Raw genomic sequence first — 19,322 nt, 5'->3', positions numbered from 1 at the left:
GGGTGACAGCCCGCCTGGCTTGCCGAGCTGCGCCGTCCTCACGGCCCGGTCCAGGGCTCAGCCCGGATGCTGTGGCTCCTCGCTGGGGCCGCCGGGTTCGGCCGCCGTACGGGGGTGGTCCGGGGTTCGCTCCTGGGTGGTCTTGGTGTCGGGGTGGGGGACGGGCTCGGGGGTGTCGGGAGGTCCGGGCTGCCGACGTTTCTTGCGGAGGCTGAGGAGGGGCACGGCGACCGTGAAGACGACCACGAAGGCGAGCAGCGTGGCGGAGACGGGGCGGCCCAGGAAGCCGGTCACGTCGCCGTCGAACATCCGCATCGAGCGCCGGAAGTCTGTCTCCAGCAGGTTGCCGAGCACGAAGGCGAGGACGAGCGGGCCGGGTGGCAATCCGACCTTCTTCATCAGGTAGCCGACGACGCCGAGCACGACCACGGCGAGCATGTCGAACATGCTGGAGCGGATCGTGTAGACGCCGATCATGGTGATGAGCACGGTCAGCGGCGCCAGGACGCTGGCCCGGACGCGCAGCACGCGGACGAACAGCCCGATCAGCGGCATGCTGAGGATGATCAGGAACAGGTTCCCGATGTACATGGAGTCGATGACGCCCCAGAACACCTCGGGATGTTCGTCGATCATCTGCGGGCCCGGGGTCACGCCCGCCAGCAGCAGGGCGCCGAACATGACGGCCATGGTCGCGTTGGCCGGGATGCCGAGGGTGAGCAGTGGAATGAACGAGGAGGTGGCGGCGGTGTTGTTGGCCGCCTCCGGACCCGCGACCCCCTCGATCGCGCCCTTGCCGAACCGCTCGGGAGTCCTTGAGGAGCGCTTCTCGACCGTGTACGCGACCATCGAGGACATCGTGGCGCCGCCGCCGGGAAGGATGCCGAGGAGGAAGCCCACCACCGTCCCTCGGGCGATCGCCCACCTCGACTGCAGGAACTCCGCCCGGCTGGGCCGGGCCCGGCCGACGCGGGGCTCCGGCGGGGCGCCCTGGCGGAGGCGCTCGAGGCTGTGCAGGATCTCGCCGATGCCGAACAGGCCCATGGCGAGGATGACGAAGTCGAGCCCGTCGGCGAGTTGGTCGCTGCCGAACGTGTAGCGAGCGCTGCCCAGGAGCGGGTCGCGGCCCACGGTGGCGAGCAGCAGCCCGATGCTGCCCGCAAGGAGGCTGCGGCGCAGGGATCCGGTGCTCAGGGTGGAGATCATCAGGATGCCGAGCAGCGCGAGCGCGGCGTACTCCGGCGGGCCGAAGGCCAGAGCCCAGCCCGCCACCAACGGGGCCGCCACGGTCAGTCCGACGATGCCTACGGTGCCGCCGATGAAGGAGCCGATCGCGGCGATGCCGAGCGCGGATCCGGCCCGGCCCGCGCGGGCCATCTCGTAGCCGTCGATGGCGGTCACCACCGTCGAGGCCTCTCCGGGCAGGCGGAGCAGCACCGAGGTGACCGTGCCGCCGTACTGGGCGCCGTAGAAGATGCCGGCGAGCAGGATGATCGCCGAGGCCGGTTCGAGGGTGTACGTGACCGGCAGCAGGATGGCGATGGTGGCGGCCGGGCCGAGGCCGGGCAGCACGCCGACCAGCATGCCGAGTGTCACCCCGATCAGGCAGTACAGCAGGTTCTGCGGCTCGAAGACCACGCCGAAGCCGTCCAGTGCGGGAGTGAGGAAGTCCATCGGATTCTCACAGGTGTCGAGGGATCAGAACGCGACGAGATGAGGCAGAGAGACGCCCAGCGCGACGATGAAGAGCAGATAGGACGCCGCACACGCGGCCAGCGCCACGGCCAGGCTGAGCCGCCAGCTGTCCCGGCCGAAGCCGCGCATCCACAGCACCAGCAGGAGCACGGTCATGACCTCGAAGCCCACCCGCTCGATGAGCAGGGTGTACGCGACCAGCGACAGGGCGCCCAGGGCCACCACGGCGGTTTGCCTGCTGAACGGCTCCTGCTCGGTGTCCGCGCCGGGATTGAGGAGCAGCGAGGCGGACAGCGTCACCATGGCGAGGCTCACGATCAGGGGCCACAGCCCGGGGCCGGGGTCGGCGGGCGATCCCAGTCCCATCGATACGGCCGCCAGGGCGGCGAGGGCGCCGATGCCGAGCGGCACCAGCGCCCCCAGTCGTGCCTGGGTCCTCATGGTCAGCCCTCGGTCTTCAGGTCCAGATCAAATTTGTCGATGAGCTCGCCGTAGCGCACCTTGGCGGTCTCGACCTGCTTGACGACGGCGTCCGGCGAGGCCTCCCAGCGGCCGATGTAGTTGTTCTCCAGGAACTTGCCGTACTCCGGGTCCTTGAAGGCCTTCTTCAGCGCCGCTCGCAGCTCGGAGACGACGTTGTCCGGCAGTCCTGCCGGACCGGCGACCCAGCGGCGCTGGTCCACGACGACATCGTGGCCGGACTCGACAGCGGTGGGCACGTCGGGCAGGAAGTCGATGCGCTCCTTGGCGAAAACCGCCAGTGGACGCAGCTTTTCGGACTTGAGATGGGGAGCGGCCTCGGCCACGTGGACGGCGCCGACGTCCACCTGGTTGCCCAGCAGCGCGGTCACAGTGGGCGCGCCGCCGTCGAACGGGATGCCGCCGGCTTTGACGCCGGCGTCGCCGAAGAGGAGGGCCTGGGCCAGCTCGCTGCCGGTGCCGGCGCCTGTGGTGCCGTACTTGACCGACTTCTTCGCGAGCAGGTCGTCGAGGGTCTCGATGTCCGACTTCGCCGGGACGACGAGGACGTAGTCCTCCACGGTCAGCCCGGAGATGACGTCCATGTCGGACATCTCGATGGGGTCATCGTCGACGACGGTGTGCGGGCCGATCGACATGAGCGACTGGAAGAGCATGACCAGGCTGTAGCCGTCGGGCTCGCGGCCGAGGACCTCCTTGCCGCCCACGGCGCCGTTGGCGCCGGGCTTGTTCTCCACCACAACCGACTGTCCCAGAGGGCCCTCCAACGCCTTGGCTGCGGCGCGCGATATCAGGTCGGTGCTGCCGCCCGGGTCGGAAGGCGCGGTCCACTCCACGGTCTTGGTGGGATAGTTCTCGGCGTCTTCGCCGCTTCCCCCGCCGCCCTGGACCCCTCCGCACGAGGTGAGGGTGAGAAGCGCGGCGGCGCAGACAGCCGCGCCGGCGAGGTGCCGGCCCTGGCGCAGTCGGGCCTGGAACATCATTGTTCTCCTTCATGCGTGGGGTTCTGGCCGGCCGGGGTCACCACCGCGGGAGCGGGGGCTGCGTCCAGTCGGGGTGCTTGCGCCATGGCCGCGACGTCGTCGCGGTCGTGGCATTGCGGCGTCCGGTCGAACCGTTCGTGCGGGCGGGCCGGCGCATCCCGGGCGGGTTCGACGCAGGGCCCGAGGTGTCGGTGACTGCCGGGCCGCCGTCGGTGAAGGTGTCAGCCAGGGCGCGGACGGCGGCGATCTCCTCGTCGGGGTGGTCGCGGGTGCCGTAGGTCTCACCGGTGCCGGCGACGCCGTCGGAGGGCTCTGTCTCGACGATGCTGCGGGGTGTGTACGGCTGACGCACACCGAGGATGTCGATCAGCGGCGGGTCACTGATGAGGAGGGGGGTGACGGTCACCTTGACGATGCGAGGCGCGCTGCTGAGCAAGACGTTCCCTCACTTCCTCACTTGCCCGTTGCGAGCGCCAGGCCGGTGTGCAGGAGGGCCTCGAGCTGCCCCAGGTGGTCAGGTGCCGGTTCCATCAGGGGCGCGCGCACCGGGCCGACCGGGGCTCCGCGGAGCCGGGCCGCCGCCTTGACCAGGGACACCGCGTAGCCCGTGCCCTGGTCACGCAGTTCGACGAGGGGCAGGTAGAACTCCCTCAGCAGGTGTTCCATTCTTGGGTGGTCTCCGGCCCGGTGCGCCGCGTAGAAGGCACCCGCGATCTCGGGTGCGAAGGCGTGGACCGCCGAGGAGTAGGCGGGGATGCCGATGCTCGCGTACGCCCGTGCCTGCATCTCTGCGGTGGCCACGCCGTTGAAGAACAGCCAGTCGCCGGGCGCCACCAGACGCAGCCGCTGCATCTGGTCGAGGTCGCCGTGCCCGTCCTTGAGGCCGACGACGCCGTCCACCGTGGCCAGTTCCCTGGCCGCGGCTGTGCTCAGCTTGACCTGCCCGCGCTGGTAGACGATCAGAGGAAGGGACGAGCCGCTCGCCACCGCACGAACATGGTCCAGGTATCCGCACTGCGGGGCGGAGATCAGGTAGTGCGGCATGAGCAGCCCGGCGTCCGCGCCGGCCCCGTCCGCGAGACGGGAGAACTGCAGCCCGAGCGACCAGCCGTACCCGACGCCGGCCACCACCGGGACCTGTCCCGCCACGACCTCGACGGCGGTGCGTACGACGGCGTCGTACTCCTCGGCGGACAGTGAGAAGAACTCACCGGTTCCGCAGGCGACGAAGACGGCACCCGGGCCGGCGGCGAGCTGCGCGGCCAGGTGGGTGCGGAAGCCGTCGAGGTCGAGGCCGCCTTCGGCGTCGAAGGATGTCAGCGGGAAGGACAGGACACCCTGCGCCATCCCTTTGCGCAGCCGATCCGCCGTCTCGCGGTCACGCTCGATATCCCGAGTCGTCTCCATGCGCGCCACCTGTCTCCGTATGTAGACAGTTGTCTCGTGATGGAGAGCATGGCTACATGGCTGATGACCGTCAAGCATCGGTGCAAGAATTCTTCGAGTGCGTTCGGAAGGGGTGGCGATGAGTGAGCCTGAGGCGGTCAGCGGCGTACGGGGTGTGAAGTCGGCAGCCCGTACGGTCGAGTTGCTCGAGCTCCTGGCCGCGCGGCAGAACCGGCCCGCTCGGCTGCGAGAACTCAGCGAGGCCCTCGGCGCCCCACGCAGCAGCGTCTACGCTCTGCTGCGGACCCTGACGGAACACGGCTGGGTCCGCACCGATCCCTCCGGCACGCTCTACAGCGTCGGCATCCGCGCCCTCCTCGCGGGGACGACATACCTGGACGCGGACCCTTATCTGCGCATCGTCCAGCCGCTGATCAACGACCTGAGCGCCAAGCTCGACGAGACCATCCACTACGGGCGACTGGACCGCACGGACATCGTCTATCTGGCGACGCACGAATCCAGCCAGTACCTCCGCCCCTTCAGCCGGGTCGGCCGCCGGCTCCCGGCCTTCAGCACGGCACTGGGCAAGGCGCTGCTCGCCGAGCGGCTGGACACCGACCTGGCCGACCATGTTCCCGACACGCTGAAGCCCCTCACGCCGAACACCCACGCCGACCACGACACTCTGATCAAGGACCTGCGGGCCACCGCCGAGCGCGGATACGCCATCGACAACGAGGAGAACTTCGTCGGCGTCGTCTGCTACGGGTTCTCACTCCGGTTCACCACACCCCCGATCGACGCGATCAGCTGCTCGATCCCCATCGACCGGCTCAACCCCGCGAGGACCGAGGAACTCATCGAGGCCATGCGGCTCACCCGGCTGTCGATCGAGCGGATGGCGCCGATCGACCACACGATGACGTAGGGCATCCGCCCGACGGGACAGCCGCTGCCCGGATCCGTTGACCAGGCCGGCTGTGACGATCGTGTCCGTGCCGTCGCCGCACCTGGCCAGTTCGGGCAGTGCTGGGACTGTGAGACTGACGCCGAATCGTTCGTCGCACTCCTCAAGGAGGAGATCGGCACCCGCCACTGGCCGACCGGTCCACCGCCCGCGTGGAGATCTTCGCGTTCATCGAGACCTTCTACAACCGCCGACAGCTGCGGAAGCACCCGGCCGGGGGCTACCTCACCCCGCTGGAGATCCGGCAGCGCCACGAACAAGGCGGACTGCGAGCCGAGCCGGACACCCGCCGCTACCCCACCGGGCAGAACCCGGCCACTTGGCAGGTCGACGCTCTTCCGCTGACCCGCGACAACTTCCACGGCGACTGGAACTACACCCTCCACCCGGCCTCGGCCCCGGAGCCGCAGCCACCGCCGCCGTCCCGCAGCATCGATCCCGCAGCCACCGCCTGGCTGTCGGATCAGGCCTTGACCGGCCTGCCCCGCCAGGAATTGGACTCCCTGGTCGACCAGGTCGCCGACGACTGGCAGATGCACCTGCCGCCGACCACACCGCCGTCGGCGTCCGAGGCGCCCTGACACCGGCCGCACAGAGCCTGCCACCGCACCTCGAGCAGTTCCTGACCGGGGCGAGGGCTCCGAAGTAGCCGCCCACCACCGGTCGCCACGGACATCCCGGTCTGCTGCTGCGGCCCCGCCGGCCCCTGGCAGCGAGGCTCCGACGAAAACACAAACGGCCTGCTGCGCCGGTACTTCCCCAAGGGAACCGACCTCCACCCATAGCAGCGAGCAACGGACACCGTCGCCGCCCAGCTCAACGGCCGCCCACGTAAAGCGCTCGCCGCCTGACACAGGCGACCATGTGTTGCGACGATCCCTGGAAACCGCCCTGGTACAGGTCACGGGGCCTCGCACAGCCTGGTGGCCATCAGCCCTTGCGGGTCTTGATCTCCTCGGTGAGCTGCGGGACGACGTCGAACAGGTCGCCGACGACGCCGTAGTCGGCCAGCTCGAAGATCGGGGGCGGGCGGCCCGTCGACTCACGCGAGCTGAGCGCGGTGACCTTGGTACCGGTGGCCTGATCGGAGAAGGTCACCTCCAGGGCCTCGACCGCACCGGCGGCCGGGGCGGCCTCCACCGCCGCGCTGTTCGGCTTCACCGTGATGACCGGAATCCCCGTGGAGACACGGGACTTGGTGGTGAAGGACGCGGCGAAAACCGACTGCGTGGCCACCGGACCGGGCCCACGTCCACCGCGTCCATGACGATGCCGGAGCCGATGCGCAGCGCCAGACGGGCGGCGATCTCCTTGCCCTCGGCGGAGGACGGGAGCAGGACGGCGACCGGGGAGACGACCTCGACGGCGGCCTGTAGGAGCGTCGACCTTCGGGACGACCAGGTACTCGGCGTACTCGGACGCCTCATGGGTCAGCACACGGGTCGCCCGTGCTCGGCCGGCGCCGCTGCGGTGTCGGCGGCGCCGCCTCCCAGCGCGACGGCGACCGGATCGCCGAGACGGCGGGCCAGGGTCAGCAGCTCCAGGGTGGGCTTGCGACGGCACCGTCCACGTGATCGACGTAGACGAGGACTTCACTCATGGGAATGCAACTCCTGGGAAGTCAGATGAACTTCTGGCCAGCCAGGAACTCGGCGAGCTCCTTGCCGCCCCCGCCCTCGCCCTCGCCCTCGCCCTCGCCCTCGCCCTTGACGATCGTGCCCGCCGTGCTGGCCGGGCGCTGGGCCACTGCGTCGACCACCGTGCGGGCGTTCTCCAGACCGACCTCGTCGGCCTCGATGCCGAGGTCGGACAGGTCCCAGGACTCCACCGGCTTCTTCTTGGCGGCCAGGCTGGTTGGGGGGTCAGTTGTTCAGAAAGCCCAGGATGTGGTCGGAGACTGTCTTGGGCTGCTCGAGGTGCAGGAAGTGCCCTGCACCCGGTACGACGATGCGTTCGAAACCGTTCGTGAACTGGGCGTCCATGCCGTCGCTCAACTCCACGGACATGCAGTTGTCGTCGGCCCCATGGAGGTAGAGCGACGGGACGGTGATGGCACCGCTCGCCCGGGTCTCCAGGGTTTGGGCCGCCTCGTCCGCGGGAGGCGTGAACAACTGGCGGTAGTAGCCCAGGATCTCGGGCAGAACTCCTGGAGCACGGAGGGTTTCCTTGAGCGCGACACGCTCCGCATCCGGCAGCTCGTAGCCGGGTGACCATTCCCGCCAGAGCCGGTCGATGAAGGCGAAGGCTCACTCAAAGCTGGGCGACCTGGTCCGCGCCGCCACAGCGAACTACTACGCGCCGGTGAATTCCATGTCGGCCAGCCACTGGCTCACGGTCCGGGGTGTCACGCCGAGGCGCTTCTGGGCGGAGCGCTCGGCTGTGATCGAGCGGTCCGGCTGCGTACCGAGGGCCCGGTACATGTCCGCGGTAGCGGCGGCGGCCTGCTCGCCCAGCATGGGTACGAGCGGCGCGAAGAAGGCGTCGGGGTCGGCCGCCTCGTAGGTCACGGTCCGCCCGAACCGGGTGCTGAACGCCTCGGCCAGGTCCTCTCCGCTGACCGCCGGGTACTGCCCGACGGAGACCACACCGGTGACGTCCGTTCGCTCGAACAACGCGGTGGCGGCGTCGGCGATGTCCAGGTGCGAGGCCCACGAGGCGCGGAAGCCGCTGGGCAGCGGGTAGCGCAGCACGCCCTCCTCGCGGATGCCCGCGATCACGTGAGGCAGGAGCAGGTTCTCCAAGTAGAACCGGGGCTCGATCACCGCGTGGGAGACGCCGCTGTCCGCCAGCTCAGCGGCAAGCACCGAGACAGCGCTCTCGGCGGAGTCGTCCCGGCGGCTGTCGCCGTCGGTGCTCACGATGCCGCCGCTGGTGGAGAACACCACGCGGGCGGGCCGGGCCTCACGGATAGCGGTCACGGTGTTGCGCGCGTAGGCCAGGCGGTCCTCCTCCGGGGCCACGGGCAGGTGGACGAACACTCCCTCCGCGCCACGGTAGGCACCGGTCAGGTCCGCGGTGGAGGAGTAGTCGACGGCCAGCACGCGTGCCCCGTCCACGACGGTGCCCGCGTTGCGGGTCAGAGCGGTCACGGCTTTGCCCGCGGCGGTGAGAGCGACGACGACTGGGGCACCCTGGGCGCCGGTGGCGCCATGAATCATGTAGGTCATGGATCCATTAGTGCATATGATGCATCGGTTACATCAACTGCACTAATGGCTACAATCGAAAAATGCCTGCTGACCCCTGTCTCCCGGAGTGCGGCGTCGCGCGGTTCCTCATCCTGCTCGAAGGACCGTGGGCCACCCTGATCGTGCGCGAACTGCTCCGCGGACCCCACCGCTTCACAGAGTTGCGCAACTCACTGCCCGGCATCAGCCCGCACACCCTGACCAGCCGGCTGCGCCAGTTCGAGAGGCACGGCATCGTCATCCGCACCGCCTACCCGGAGATCCCCCCACGGGTCGAGTACCGGCTCACTCCTCTCGGCGAAGGGCTGCGCGAGGTCCTCGATGCCATGGCCACCTGGGCCGTGACGGTTCCCGACGGCGAGCCCGCAGCCACCACGTGACCTGAGGCTGTACCGGTTGACGCCGGGTTCGCGATTACCGGATGGAGGATCCGATGGAGATGCCGCCGTCCACGTCCAGGACGATGCCGGTGATGTAGCCGGCGAGGAAGGCTGCGGCTTCGGCGATGTCCTCGGGCGTGCCGGTGTGGCGCATGGGGATCTTGTTAGTGAGTTTGGAAGCCGCCGGTGAGGCTGACGTCGATGACCGCGTGCCAGTCGTCGTCGGTGATGTCCTCGACGCGGTTGTCGCGGATGATGCCGGCGTTGTTGACCGGCACGTCGAGGCGGCCGAGATCAACGGTGACACCGGTGATCCAGGCATCGACCTGGGCCGAGTCGGTCACGTCCACCACGTCGGTGCGCGGTTTCGCGTCATGGGCGTCGGTAATGGTCCCGGCGGCGTCGGTGAGGGCCTCTTCGTTGACGTCGGCCAGCGCGACGGTGGCGCCCTCGGCGGCGAACCGGGTCGCCATCGCGAGGCCGAGACCTTGTGCGGCCCCGGTGATGGCGACGCCCCGTCCGTGGTAGCGATTCACTCGTTGTCCGCTTTCGTAGTGGTGTGGGGTGCGAGGAAGGCTCGCAGGGCGTCGGCCACCGAGCTCGCCGACCAGTTGTCGGCGAAGGCGGCCAGTTCCTCGCGCAGGGCCTGCTCGTCCGGCCGCCACAGGTCCGCCGCCGAGGCCGGCCACGAGCGCGGCGGGGTCGGTGCGGTGACGCCGCATCAGGGTGTCGGCGCCGTGCAGAAGCGACCAGGTCACGGTCGTACCGAGTTCGATCGCGCCGCCGCGTGTCCACAGTCCGTCGTCCGGGTCGGACCACGTGACCATCGGGGCGATCGCCTTCAGCTCCGGCGGCTTCGACAGCGCCGCCATCCACTGGGTGTTGCCGAAATAGCCGGCGCCCAACATGCCGACCGAGCCGTTCGCGCCGGGCAGGGCGGCGGCCCACCGCACGGTGTCGTACCCGTCGCTCTCCTCGTACGTCAACGGCTCCCACTCCCCCTCGGAGGCGAACCGGCCACGGGTGTCCTGGATGACCACCATGAACCCGCGCCGGGCCGCCGCCAGGGGATCGAACGCCGCGGCCAGCAGGGGCATCTGCTTGCCGTACGGCAGCCGCATCAGCAGCACCGGCCACGGTCCCCTGCCCACGGGCCGGTAGACATCGGCGCGCAGCACCGTGCCGTCACACACATCTCCGCCGGAACATCGAACTCGATCTGAATCTCTGCCACGCGCTGCCCCTTTGCGTGCCACGACGCTGTCACGCAACATGGCCGAGCCTGGTCCCCGTCCCGCACTACACCCGAACGGGGTGGCTACGGCGCTCTCGGGGCGGTCACGCCACCGCGTTCAGCAGATCGGCCAGCACGTCAGGCCGCTCAAGTGCGATGAAGTGGCCTGCTCCCGGTACCTGCGTGAAATCGGCGGCCGGCAGCAATTCCTTGTTGGCTTGCCGGTCCGATGGCCGCGACCAGTCCTTCTCCCCGTAGACGAGGTGGATGGGGGCCTTGACCTCGGGGTAGCGCGACCGGGCCGCGATGAGGCTGGGCAGGGCCTGGTACACGGCCCGGGCGACGATCGGGTAGCCGGGGCGGCCGCCCACCTGGAGGAGCTCGTCGACGTAGTCCGCCCGCAGCGCGGTCTTGTCGCCGAGGCCGCCCTGCAGGATCTTGCTGAGGGCGGGCTTGGGCTCCACGCCGGCGATCACCGGGCCCACGCCCGGGGCGAGGACACCGCTGACCACCACACGGGCGAGGAGACCGGACCGGGCGATCCCGCCGCGGAAGTCGTAGGTGTTCACCGCGACAACGCGTCGTACCCGCTCCGGCAGATCGGCCGCGGTGGTCAGGGCGAGCACCGCCCCCATGGACTCCCCGACCAGTGTGACGTCGTGGAGGTCGAGTTCGGTCAGGAGCCGTTCGACGCCCGCGCGCATGGCCGGTTCGTCGTACGACGCACCGGGCACGATCTCGGAGTAGCCCATCCCCGGCAGGTCGAGGGCGTACACGGTGTACTGGTCCGCGATCAGCGGGATGAGGTGGCGGAAGTGCTCGGCCTGGGTGCGCACGGTGTGCAGCAGGACCAGGGGAGCACCGGTGCCCGCCTTGAGGTAGCGCAGCGTTCCCTCGCGGCTGTGGCGTCCCGTGCGCGGGGCGATGGTGTGGCTGGTGGTCCCCGGAACGTGGATCGTGGGACGTGATTCATAGCTGGGCATCTCGTCGGGCTCCTTGGGTGTGAAGGGGTTACTTCGTCAGCTGGGGGTACAGGCCGGCCAGGTCTCCGGCGAGGCCCGCCTTGACCTGCCGTGAGATGTCGTCGGCGAGGATCTCGTACGCGCCCGTCTCGACGCCGTCGAGGGCGAGGGCGGCGACGTCCCGGGGGTCGGACTTGGGTGCGTCGACGCCGGCCGCCAGATCGGTGTCAACGTAGCCGACGTGCAGTCCGGTGACCGTGATGCCGCGCGGCTGCAGCTCCAGGCGCAGGGAGTTGGTCTGCGACCACAGGGCGGCCTTGGAGGCACTGTAGGAGCCGCCGAGGGCCAGCCAGGACAGCACGGAGTGCACGTTGAGCACGTGGCCGCCGCCGTTGCGCTCGATGACCGGCACGAACGCCCGGGTGACCAGCAGCGGGCCGTAGAAGTTGGTCTCGAACTCCTGGCGTACGTCGTCGACCGGGGAGTCGAGGAGGGACGCGCTGACCGAGGCGCCGGCGTTGTTGATCAGTACGGAGACGTCCTGCGCCTGTGCGGCCGCCGCCGCCACGGAGGTGGGGTCGGTGACCTCCAGCGCCACCGGGACCGCGTCCGGGTGCGTCACGCCGCGCGGGTCGCGGGCCGTGGCGTAGACCTTGCCGGCACCGCGCGCGTACAACTCTTCCACCAGGGCCTTGCCTATGCCGCGGCTGCCGCCGGTGACGAAGACGTTCGCGCCCTTCAAAGCGGCCATGACTGCCTCCACAGAATGAGAAACCGATCGGTTTCCATCACAGTAAACCGATCGGTTTTCATCCGCAAGTGCAAGCAGGAACGCATCACAGCCGCCCCCAGCCATCGCCGTCATCGGGACACTGACCGTCGAACTTGTGAGCATCAAAGGCCCGCCGTTTTCGACGAGGTGCCTGCTGCTTGGTAGTCCCACGAGCACGGCCACCCGGTCGGACGTCAGATCAAGAGCAACGCCCACGATCATGTCCTCCTAGCCCCCGACCAGACCTCGGCGGGCATCCTTCAGCAGGAGCGTCTGGGCTGTCGACGCCGTAACGCCGCCGCGGCGATCTCGGCGTGCCACAGGAAGGAGGAGCAGACCCCTCCGTAGCCGGGTCAGCGTCTCGCGGTCGACGTGCACTGCGCGCACCCGCTGGACAAGGGACGGGAGGTCCTTTAGCTTTGCCGTCTAGAATTGGAAAAGAAATCCAACTCACTGGTGGGAAGGGATTCCGTGGACGGCGTCGTGGACAGTGCGGACAAGATCGGCCCCAAGGGTCTGGCTGCAACCGCCTCTGCCGAGGCGGACGAGCATCTCATCCGGGAGGCCGAGAAGATCGCTGTCGCGCTGGGCCGCATGTTCCCGGGCCTGTGCGAGGTGGTTCTGCATGACCTGCGGGATCCGCAGCATGCGATCCGGGCCATCGAGAACAACCTCTCCGGCCGCAAGGTCGGGGACTCCGTCACGGAGTTGGGCCTGGCCCGCATCGAGGACCCCGACTACCCGAGCGTCATCCAGAACTACCCCAACCAGTTTCCCGATGGCCGTCCGGCCAAGAGCACGTCCATCGGCATCAAGAACACCGCAGGCGAATACGTCGCGGCCCTCTGTCTGAACCTCGACGTGTCCGTCCTGTCACCCATGACACTCGTGTTGTCCAACCTGGTGGCCACGGACACCGAGCACCGCGAGCAGCCTCTGGAGACGCTCCGGGACCGCAACGCGCGCGAGCTGCGGCAGGCGGTGGAGGCACTGGCCGCGGAGCGCGCCGCCACCCCCCGGTCGCTGAGCCGGGAGGACAAGAAAGCGCTGGTGCGGCAGCTCCACCAAGACGGCTACTTCGACTCGCGCGACGCCGCGCAGACCATCGCCGACCTACTCGGCGTGTCCCGAGCGACCGTCTACAACTACACCAAGTGAAAGGCCCCTGATGACCGCCATCGGATCGACCGCCGACCCAGTGTCCGCTGCCTCCTCCGGCTCGGCCCGCCCACCGACCGCGCGCGGCCTGTTGCACGTCACCGAGGAGGAGACCGCCGCGCTCGTGGACGAGGAGCTGGCTCTGGAAGCGGCCCGTACCGCCTTCGCCGCCACGGTGGACGGCACGGTCTTTCCCAGTCTGGCCGTGCACGGTTCCGATCCGCGCAACCAGTTCACCCTCAAGCCGTCCGCATCCGCGACGCACGCCGGGGTGAAGATCGGCACCTACTGGCCGGGCAACACGGAGCACGGGCTGCCGCGTCACCACTCCACCCTGCTGCTGTTGGACCAGACGATCGGCCGTATCGCGGCCGTACTGGAAGTAGGCACCGCCAACGCCTACCGGACCGCCGCTGCCGACGCCCTCGCCGTCGAGCTGCTGGCCCGGACGGAAGCCACCACCCTGGCCGTCTTCGGCACCGGTCACCAGGTTGCCTACGAAGTGCGGGCCGTCAGCCGCGTCCGACCCATTGAGGAGGTCCTGATCGTGGGACGCACCGCGGAGCGTGCCAACCGGATGGCCGCGGCACTGACCTCACAAGGTCACGCTGCCCGTGCTTGTGGTGCGGAGGAAGCCTGCGCTCGAGCCGATGTGATCGTCACCGCCACCACCGCCCGGGCCGACACCCCGCCCCTGTTCGAGGCCAGTCGGGTCCCCCCCGGCACGCACATCTCCTGCATGGGCTCCGACGCCCCCGGCAAGCGGGAACTCCCACCCGAACTGTTCAGCCGCGCACGCGTCTTCTGCGACCTGCCCGAGCAGGCCCGCCGCATGGGCGAGAGCCAGCACGCCCCCGCAGCCACCGTCCTCACTCCGCTCGGCGAGGTCCTCACCCACCGCGCCGAGGGACGCACCGGCGACAGTGACATCACCCTCTTCGACAGCTCCGGTATCGGACTGCAGGACCTCTACATGGGCCTGGCCCTTCTGCAGAAAATGGACATCTCCCTGTGAGCACCGCAGCACGCACCAGCGCCACCATCAGCCTCACCACCGACCCGACGTTGTCCGACCCTGACACACCGTTCGCCGTCGTCGACGTGCACAAGGCGCAGCGCAACATCGAGCGCCTCAAGGCCAGGGCCGACCGGCTCGGCGTCACCCTGCGCCCCCATGTGAAGACCGCCAAGAGCCTTGAGGTCGCCGCCCTCATGCACAGCGGCACACCCTGCCCGGTCACCGTCTCCACGCTCGCCGAGGCCGAGGCGTTCGCCGACGGCGGCTACACCGACATCACCTACGCCGTCGGCATCGACCCCCACAAACTCCCGCGCGTCATCGCCCTGCTCAACCGCGGCGTGCGGCTGCGCCTGCTGCTGGACAGCACCGAGCAGGCAGTGTCCGTCACCGAAGCCTCGCGCCGGGCCGGACTGCCCATCCCCACCCAGATCGAGATCGACTGCGACGGCCACCGCGGCGGCCTCAAGCCCGACGACCCCACGCTGACCGAGATCGGCCGCATCCTGCACGAGGCCGGCTGCCTGGACGGCGTACTGACCCACGCGGGCGAGTCCTACTTCGCCTACACCCCGGACGAACAGCGCCTGGCGGCGAAGAACGAACGCGACACCGCCGTCGCCGCCGCCGAGCGGCTGCGCGCGGCCGGACTGCCGCTCGACACCGTCAGCGTCGGCTCCACCCCCACCGCCCACGCAGCCGATGACCTCACCGGCATCACCGAACTACGCGCCGGCAACTACGTCTTCTTCGACCTGGTCATGGTCGGCATCGGTGTCTGCCACATCGAGGACCTCGCCCTGTCGGTCGTCGCCACCGTCATCGGCCACCGCCCCGAACACGGGTGGATCATCACCGACGGCGGCTGGATGGCCATGTCTCGCGACCGCGGCACCGCCGCCCAGGCACAGGACCAAGGCTACGGCCTGGTCACCGACCTGCACGGCACCCTCATCCCGGGCCTGGTCATGACCGCGGCGAGCCAGGAACACGGCACCCTCACCGCCCGCGACGGCGCCGAACTCCCCGACCTGCCCGTCGGCACACGCCTGCGCGTCCTGCCCAACCACGCCTGCGCGACCGCCGCCCAGCACCACGGCTACCACGTCATCGACAGCACCCGCACCACGAACACCGCACCAGCGATCCACGCCTTCTGGGAACGTGTCACCGGCTGGTGAACAACTGGCGCAACTAATCGACCATCCGCACCCGTAAGCGGATGCGGATGCGGTGCAGGGTGGACGAGCACGACGAAAGACGGACGAGCAATCGCGAGCAGCTCGCCGACCCGGAGCAGGACGTGGAGGACTCCATCGCGCGTGCGGTGGCCACCGCGGGCGGCGCGGTCGTCTTCGCCGGCGCGACCGTGATCATCGCGCTGGCGGCGTTGGCGGTCACCGGTATTCCGTTCCTGACGGTGATGGGTCCGGCCGCCGCGGCCCCGTGCTGTTGGCGGTCCTGGTCGCCGTCAGTCTCGTACCCGCCGTACTCGCCATGTTCAGAGAACGGCTGCGCCCGCCCGCCCTACGAAGGAACGCGGCCCCCGGCGCCTGCGGCGGGCGGGCCACCAGGAGGGCCGACGCGAGCCGCCGGCACTGCCCCACGGACAGCCGGCCGACCGGCTTGTCCAGATCGGCGTCGTACATCAGACCGAGAGAGCTCTGCCCGCAGGCTTACCGGCGAAGCCACCTGAACTGGCGCGGTACCTGACCCGGGGCCCCACACAAATCACCGGACCAAAAGCTCAGTCAGGCGGGACAGACGGTGGTTCGCCGACGGCATCCATCACCTCGATCTCATCCAGCGGGAAGCCGCCTGGCGAAGCATCACAGTGCCGCCGCCTGCGCGGCCAGGAACTGGGCCAGCGGTTCGGGTGCCGAGTAGAACGGCGAGTGGTCGCAGTCGAGTTCGATGCGAGTGGTGGCGCGCGCGGCGCAGGCGCGCTGCGCCTCAGGCAATACGGTCCGGTCCGCTGCGCACACGACGTACGCGCTGGGGGCAACCAACCACGCCGGGTTGTCGAGGGGCGTGTCCGGCACCTGGCTGCGCATCGGCCGCCAAAGTGCCGCCGCACGCTCGGCGTATTGCGGGAGCGTGGTGGAGTAGAGCGCCTCGCGGGCGGTCGACAGCAGGGTCACCGTGCCGTCCGGGGCCGTCTGCGCGGACTGGCGGAAGGCGGGATCGTTCCAGTGGGGAGTCAGCCGCGCGGGGGACTCGCCTGGCAGCGGCATGCGCGCCGCGATGTAGACCAGGCGCGAGGCGGCGTGTCCGCCGGCCGAAACCGGCAGGCCGCCGTAGCTGTGTGCGACGAGCAGCACGGGGCCGTGTCGTGCCCCCTCGCGTACGGCGCTGCGCACCGCCTCGGTGTCATCGGTGAAGGAGGTCAGGGGGAGGTCGAGGGCATGGCTGCGGAGGCCGGCTTCACCCAGCCGTTCCGTCACCTCGTCCCAGCACCAGGCGCCGTGGTGGGCGCCGTGGACGAGCAGGACGAAGGGCTCACCGGGGAGCGACCCGCTCATGGGCGGTTTCCGGGGTGCGGGTCGGGGGCGACGGGCCTGTTGTTCAGGTCGACGGAGAGGAAGATTTCGTTGGCGACCGGATGCCGCATCTCCTCGGCGAGTTGACCGATCAACCCCGCTGTACGGGCCAGCAGCGCGAAACCGCGCAGCAGCGGGAGAGGCAGGTCGAGGTCGGCCAGGGCTGCCCCGCACACTCCGGCGCCGTTCAGCGGCAGGGTCTTGCCCAGGACCTGCGGATGCGTCCGGCCTATCGCGGCGAACAGCGACAGGTGGGGGCCGAACTGCTGCTCCTCCACGGCGATCTCCATGAGCCGCGGGGTGCGCGGGTCGCCGTCCTTGTGGACGTGATGGCCCAGGCCGGGCACGAACCGTCCCGACGCCCGCTGCGCACGTACGGTTTCGAGGGCGAGCTCGTCCCATTCCGCCTCGTCGCACGGCAGCGGCCCGGGGTGGTGTTCCAGCACCTCGTGCAGAAAGGCCCCGGTGTCCTCGGTGACCCCGAGGAACCGGGAGCCGCCACCCAGCAGTCCGGCGGCGAGTGCGCCCTGCACCGAGTCCGGCGCCGACAGGTACGTGAGGCGGGTGACGATCGCGGTCGGAGTGAAGCCGCGGCGTCAACTTCGTCAGCGTCGGCATCTTCTCCTGGGCCCTGCTGGAGCCCTCCGAGGGCACGTACGACTTCTCGCGCATGGACCGGATCCTCGACCTGCTGCACGAGAACGGCATCGCCGCCGACCTCGCGACCCCGACCGCGGCTCCTCCGGCGTGGTTCTTCAGAGCCCACCCGGAGGCACTGCCCGTCGACAAGGACGGCCACCGGCTGTCGTACGGCAGCCGCCAGACGTTCTGCCCCTCGAGCCCCGCCTACCGCGCGGCGGCCCTGCGTATCACGGGCGCGCTGGCCGAACGGTACGCCGACCACCCGGCCGTGGCGATGTGGCACGTCCACAACGAGTACGGCTGCCACACCAACGCCTGCTACTGCGACACCAGCGCGGAGGCGTTCCGAGCCTGGTTGCGTACGAAGTACACCGATGACCTGGCAGCACTGAACGACGCCTGGAGTACCACCTTCTGGAGCCAGTGGTACTACGACTGGGACGAGATCCTGCCCCCACGGGCGACCGCCGCCGGCCCGAACCCGACCAACCTGCTGGACTGGCGCCGCTTCTGCTCGGACGAACTGCTGTCGCTCTACAAGGCGGAGCGGGACGTGGTGCGGGAGGCAGCCCCCGCCACTCCCGTCACCACCAACTTCATGGCGATCACCGATGCGCTGGACTACTGGCGCTGGGCCCCGGAGCTGGACGTGGTGGCGAACGACCACTACGCGATGTCCACCGACCCCGAGGCGGAGATCGGGATCGCGCTGAGCAGCGATCTCGTGCGGTCACTGGCGGGCGGCCCCTGGTTCCTGATGGAGCACTCCACGGGCGCGGTGAACTGGCAGCCTGTCAACCGGGCCAAAAGGCCTGGGGAGTTGCGGCGCAACGCCCTCGCGCACGTGGCCCACGGAGCGGACGGTATCGCCTTCTTCCAGTGGCGGGCGGCGAAGGCGGGCGCCGAGCAGTGGCACTCCGCGATGGTCCCGCACGCCGGCACCGACAGCCAGATCTGGCGGGACGTGGTCCGACTGGGCGCTGATCTAAGGGCGTTGGCCGAGGTATGCGGCAGCACCGGCACGGCCGAGGTCGCCATCGCCTGGGACTGGAACGCCCGTTGGGCCCTGGAGTTCCCCGCCCAGCCCAACAGCGAGCTGCGGTACCTGGACCTCGTTCGCTCCTGGTACTCGCCGCTGTGGCGATCGGGCGTGGCCGTGGACTTCGTACGCCCGGACGCCGACCTGTCGGCCTACCGGGTGGTGCTGGCCCCCGCGCTGTACCTGGTCGACGACGAAAGCGCCGCGAACCTCACCGGCTTCGCCGAGCGCGGCGGCACATTGGCGGTCGGCTTCCACAGCGGGGCGGTGGACGAGAACTGCCATGTACGGCTGGGCGGTTACCCGGGAGCGTTCCGGGAGGCGCTCGGCGTCAGGTCGGACGAGTACTTCCCGCTCCAACCCGGTGACACGGTCACGCTGCGCGGGGGCGGTACAGCCTCCCTGTGGTCCGAACGCATGCGCCTGGAGGGGGCGGAGGCGGTGGCGTGGTACGCCGACGGGCCACTGACAGACGTACCCGCCGTGACACGTCACGCGTACGGCGAGGGCACGACCTGGTACCTGGCCACGCACCCGGACCCGACCGCCCTCGCGTCCCTCATGACCCGCATCCGCACCGAGGCCGGCGTGGAACCGGTCCGCACGGCACCGGAGGGCGTCGAGGTGGTTCGCCGCCGATCCCCGTCCGCCGACTATCTGTTCCTGATCGACCACGCGGGCAACGGCGCACAGGTGCCCGTCGCCGAGGACGCGGTCGAACTCCTCACCGGCAAACCGGCACCCGGCTCGGTGACGCTGGCACCGGGAGAGATCGCGGTTGTACGGGAGCCACGGCGCGGCTGACGAGACGGTCTCGGTGTGGGGCTGCTCGGACGATTCGCCGTCAACCGCGGCCGTATGCAGACCTTTCCCCT

General features: G+C 69.7%; 19 protein-coding genes and 6 pseudogenes. 9 read left to right on the top strand and 16 right to left on the bottom strand.

The window, feature by feature from the left end; genetic code table 11:
- Positions 1-57 precede the first annotated feature (57 nt).
- The 5 genes from CLM62_RS29560 to CLM62_RS29540 are packed head-to-tail and all read right to left on the bottom strand — an operon-like array spanning position 58 to position 4,565.
- Positions 58-1,674: a tripartite tricarboxylate transporter permease gene (locus tag CLM62_RS29560; RefSeq protein WP_095752955.1), complete on the bottom strand. Its 1,617-nt coding sequence runs from the start codon at positions 1,672-1,674 to the stop codon at positions 58-60.
- Positions 1,675-1,698: 24 nt separating this feature from the next.
- Positions 1,699-2,136, bottom strand: a complete 438-nt coding sequence (locus tag CLM62_RS29555) for a tripartite tricarboxylate transporter TctB family protein (RefSeq protein WP_095752954.1) — start codon at positions 2,134-2,136, stop codon at positions 1,699-1,701.
- A gap of 2 nt (positions 2,137-2,138) precedes the next feature.
- Positions 2,139-3,155: a tripartite tricarboxylate transporter substrate binding protein gene (locus tag CLM62_RS29550; RefSeq protein WP_179382272.1), complete on the bottom strand. Its 1,017-nt coding sequence runs from the start codon at positions 3,153-3,155 to the stop codon at positions 2,139-2,141.
- 40 nt (positions 3,156-3,195) lie between these two features.
- Positions 3,196-3,564, bottom strand: coding sequence for a hypothetical protein (locus CLM62_RS53210; protein WP_143659168.1), 369 nt, complete (start codon positions 3,562-3,564; stop codon positions 3,196-3,198).
- Between the two features lie 47 nt (positions 3,565-3,611).
- Positions 3,612-4,565 carry a 5-dehydro-4-deoxyglucarate dehydratase gene (locus CLM62_RS29540; RefSeq protein ID WP_179382271.1) on the bottom strand — a complete coding sequence of 318 codons (954 nt, stop codon included), beginning with the start codon at positions 4,563-4,565 and terminating at the stop codon, positions 3,612-3,614.
- A 118-nt stretch (positions 4,566-4,683) separates the two neighbouring features.
- Between CLM62_RS29540 and CLM62_RS29535 the strand changes: the two genes are divergently transcribed.
- The 3 genes and pseudogenes from CLM62_RS29535 to CLM62_RS53205 form a co-directional block, all read left to right on the top strand.
- Positions 4,684-5,475, top strand: a complete 792-nt coding sequence (locus CLM62_RS29535) for an IclR family transcriptional regulator (RefSeq protein ID WP_095752951.1) — start codon at positions 4,684-4,686, stop codon at positions 5,473-5,475.
- 191 nt (positions 5,476-5,666) lie between these two features.
- Positions 5,667-6,095: a hypothetical protein gene (locus tag CLM62_RS29530; RefSeq protein ID WP_095752950.1), complete on the top strand. Its 429-nt coding sequence runs from the start codon at positions 5,667-5,669 to the stop codon at positions 6,093-6,095.
- Positions 6,062-6,296, top strand: a pseudogene (locus CLM62_RS53205) (transposase); the annotation flags it as partial. The gene CLM62_RS29530 and the pseudogene CLM62_RS53205, both read left to right, overlap by 34 nt.
- Before the next feature lie 148 nt (positions 6,297-6,444).
- Here CLM62_RS53205 and CLM62_RS29525 read toward each other — a convergent pair.
- From CLM62_RS29525 to CLM62_RS29510, 4 genes and pseudogenes are all read right to left on the bottom strand, one after another.
- A pseudogene (locus CLM62_RS29525) lies at positions 6,445-7,114 on the bottom strand (electron transfer flavoprotein subunit alpha/FixB family protein).
- 21 nt (positions 7,115-7,135) lie between these two features.
- A pseudogene (locus CLM62_RS29520) lies at positions 7,136-7,363 on the bottom strand (hypothetical protein); the annotation flags it as partial.
- A 13-nt stretch (positions 7,364-7,376) separates the two neighbouring features.
- On the bottom strand, positions 7,377-7,748 hold the full coding sequence (locus tag CLM62_RS29515) for an alpha/beta fold hydrolase (protein ID WP_306457940.1): 372 nt from the start codon (positions 7,746-7,748) through the stop codon (positions 7,377-7,379).
- A 57-nt stretch (positions 7,749-7,805) separates the two neighbouring features.
- The gene (locus CLM62_RS29510; protein ID WP_095752949.1) at positions 7,806-8,681 is read right to left on the bottom strand and encodes an SDR family oxidoreductase; all 876 of its coding nucleotides are present in this window, start codon (positions 8,679-8,681) and stop codon (positions 7,806-7,808) included.
- 62 nt (positions 8,682-8,743) lie between these two features.
- On the opposite strand from CLM62_RS29510, the gene CLM62_RS29505 reads away from it, so the two are divergent.
- A complete protein-coding gene (locus CLM62_RS29505) occupies positions 8,744-9,082 on the top strand; it encodes a helix-turn-helix domain-containing protein (RefSeq protein WP_095752948.1) in 339 nt (112 codons plus the stop codon).
- Between the two features lie 34 nt (positions 9,083-9,116).
- On the opposite strand, the pseudogene CLM62_RS51990 reads toward CLM62_RS29505, so the two are convergent.
- The 4 genes and pseudogenes from CLM62_RS51990 to CLM62_RS29480 form a co-directional block, all read right to left on the bottom strand.
- Positions 9,117-9,245: pseudogene (locus tag CLM62_RS51990) on the bottom strand (SDR family oxidoreductase); the annotation flags it as partial.
- A 1-nt stretch (position 9,246) separates the two neighbouring features.
- Entirely contained in the window at positions 9,247-10,275 is a 1,029-nt protein-coding gene (locus CLM62_RS51985) for a CocE/NonD family hydrolase (RefSeq protein WP_257004158.1), read from the bottom strand.
- Between the two features lie 145 nt (positions 10,276-10,420).
- Positions 10,421-11,299, bottom strand: coding sequence for an alpha/beta fold hydrolase (locus CLM62_RS29485; protein ID WP_095752947.1), 879 nt, complete (start codon positions 11,297-11,299; stop codon positions 10,421-10,423).
- Positions 11,300-11,327: 28 nt separating this feature from the next.
- Positions 11,328-12,029: an SDR family oxidoreductase gene (locus CLM62_RS29480; RefSeq protein WP_095752946.1), complete on the bottom strand. Its 702-nt coding sequence runs from the start codon at positions 12,027-12,029 to the stop codon at positions 11,328-11,330.
- 537 nt (positions 12,030-12,566) lie between these two features.
- Between CLM62_RS29480 and CLM62_RS29475 the strand changes: the two genes are divergently transcribed.
- The 3 genes from CLM62_RS29475 to CLM62_RS29465 are packed head-to-tail and all read left to right on the top strand — an operon-like array spanning position 12,567 to position 15,407.
- The gene (locus CLM62_RS29475; protein ID WP_179382278.1) at positions 12,567-13,208 is read left to right on the top strand and encodes a transcriptional regulator; all 642 of its coding nucleotides are present in this window, start codon (positions 12,567-12,569) and stop codon (positions 13,206-13,208) included.
- Positions 13,209-13,218: 10 nt separating this feature from the next.
- Complete coding sequence (locus CLM62_RS29470) at positions 13,219-14,223, top strand: ornithine cyclodeaminase family protein (RefSeq protein WP_095752945.1); 1,005 nt, start codon at positions 13,219-13,221, stop codon at positions 14,221-14,223.
- Positions 14,220-15,407 (top strand): DSD1 family PLP-dependent enzyme, encoded by a 1,188-nt coding sequence (locus tag CLM62_RS29465; RefSeq protein ID WP_095752944.1) that lies wholly within the window; start codon positions 14,220-14,222, stop codon positions 15,405-15,407. Before CLM62_RS29470 ends, CLM62_RS29465 begins: the two co-directional genes overlap by 4 nt.
- Positions 15,408-15,420: 13 nt before the next feature.
- On the opposite strand, the gene CLM62_RS53200 is transcribed toward CLM62_RS29465, so the two are convergent.
- Positions 15,421-15,627 (bottom strand): hypothetical protein, encoded by a 207-nt coding sequence (locus CLM62_RS53200; RefSeq protein WP_373559202.1) that lies wholly within the window; start codon positions 15,625-15,627, stop codon positions 15,421-15,423.
- Between CLM62_RS53200 and CLM62_RS53195 the strand changes: the two genes are divergently transcribed.
- Entirely contained in the window at positions 15,530-15,922 is a 393-nt protein-coding gene (locus CLM62_RS53195; RefSeq protein ID WP_373559199.1) for an MMPL family transporter, read from the top strand. The two genes, CLM62_RS53200 and CLM62_RS53195, sit on opposite strands and share 98 nt — an antisense overlap.
- Positions 15,923-16,055: 133 nt before the next feature.
- Here CLM62_RS53195 and CLM62_RS29455 read toward each other — a convergent pair whose 3' ends face one another.
- Together CLM62_RS29455 and CLM62_RS29450 are read right to left on the bottom strand one after the other, a co-directional pair.
- On the bottom strand, positions 16,056-16,748 hold the full coding sequence (locus tag CLM62_RS29455; RefSeq protein WP_095752943.1) for an alpha/beta fold hydrolase: 693 nt from the start codon (positions 16,746-16,748) through the stop codon (positions 16,056-16,058).
- Positions 16,745-17,356: pseudogene (locus CLM62_RS29450) on the bottom strand (citryl-CoA lyase); the annotation flags it as partial. The gene CLM62_RS29455 and the pseudogene CLM62_RS29450, both read right to left, overlap by 4 nt.
- A gap of 2 nt (positions 17,357-17,358) precedes the next feature.
- On the opposite strand from CLM62_RS29450, the pseudogene CLM62_RS29445 reads away from it, so the two are divergent.
- Positions 17,359-19,251: pseudogene (locus CLM62_RS29445) on the top strand (beta-galactosidase); the annotation flags it as partial.
- Positions 19,252-19,322: the final 71 nt, after the last annotated feature.

The organism is Streptomyces sp. SA15, from assembly GCF_002291145.1.
Classification (GTDB): Bacteria; Actinomycetota; Actinomycetes; order Streptomycetales; family Streptomycetaceae; genus Streptomyces.
This window is presented reverse-complemented; position numbering and strand designations above follow the sequence as displayed.

What these genes read in the sequence shown, in the direction of transcription:
- CLM62_RS29560 (WP_095752955.1), bottom strand. Translation starts at nt 1,674, where the DNA reads ATGGACTTCCTCACTCCCGCACTGGACGGCTTCGGCGTGGTCTTCGAG.
- CLM62_RS29555 (WP_095752954.1), bottom strand. Translation starts at nt 2,136, where the DNA reads ATGAGGACCCAGGCACGACTGGGGGCGCTGGTGCCGCTCGGCATCGGC.
- CLM62_RS29550 (WP_179382272.1), bottom strand. Translation starts at nt 3,155, where the DNA reads ATGTTCCAGGCCCGACTGCGCCAGGGCCGGCACCTCGCCGGCGCGGCT.
- CLM62_RS29540 (WP_179382271.1), bottom strand. Translation starts at nt 4,565, where the DNA reads ATGGAGACGACTCGGGATATCGAGCGTGACCGCGAGACGGCGGATCGG.
- CLM62_RS29535 (WP_095752951.1), top strand. Translation starts at nt 4,684, where the DNA reads ATGAGTGAGCCTGAGGCGGTCAGCGGCGTACGGGGTGTGAAGTCGGCA.
- CLM62_RS29510 (WP_095752949.1), bottom strand. Translation starts at nt 8,681, where the DNA reads ATGACCTACATGATTCATGGCGCCACCGGCGCCCAGGGTGCCCCAGTC.
- CLM62_RS29505 (WP_095752948.1), top strand. Translation starts at nt 8,744, where the DNA reads ATGCCTGCTGACCCCTGTCTCCCGGAGTGCGGCGTCGCGCGGTTCCTC.
- CLM62_RS29485 (WP_095752947.1), bottom strand. Translation starts at nt 11,299, where the DNA reads ATGCCCAGCTATGAATCACGTCCCACGATCCACGTTCCGGGGACCACC.
- CLM62_RS29480 (WP_095752946.1), bottom strand. Translation starts at nt 12,029, where the DNA reads ATGGCCGCTTTGAAGGGCGCGAACGTCTTCGTCACCGGCGGCAGCCGC.
- CLM62_RS29470 (WP_095752945.1), top strand. Translation starts at nt 13,219, where the DNA reads ATGACCGCCATCGGATCGACCGCCGACCCAGTGTCCGCTGCCTCCTCC.
- CLM62_RS29455 (WP_095752943.1), bottom strand. Translation starts at nt 16,748, where the DNA reads ATGAGCGGGTCGCTCCCCGGTGAGCCCTTCGTCCTGCTCGTCCACGGC.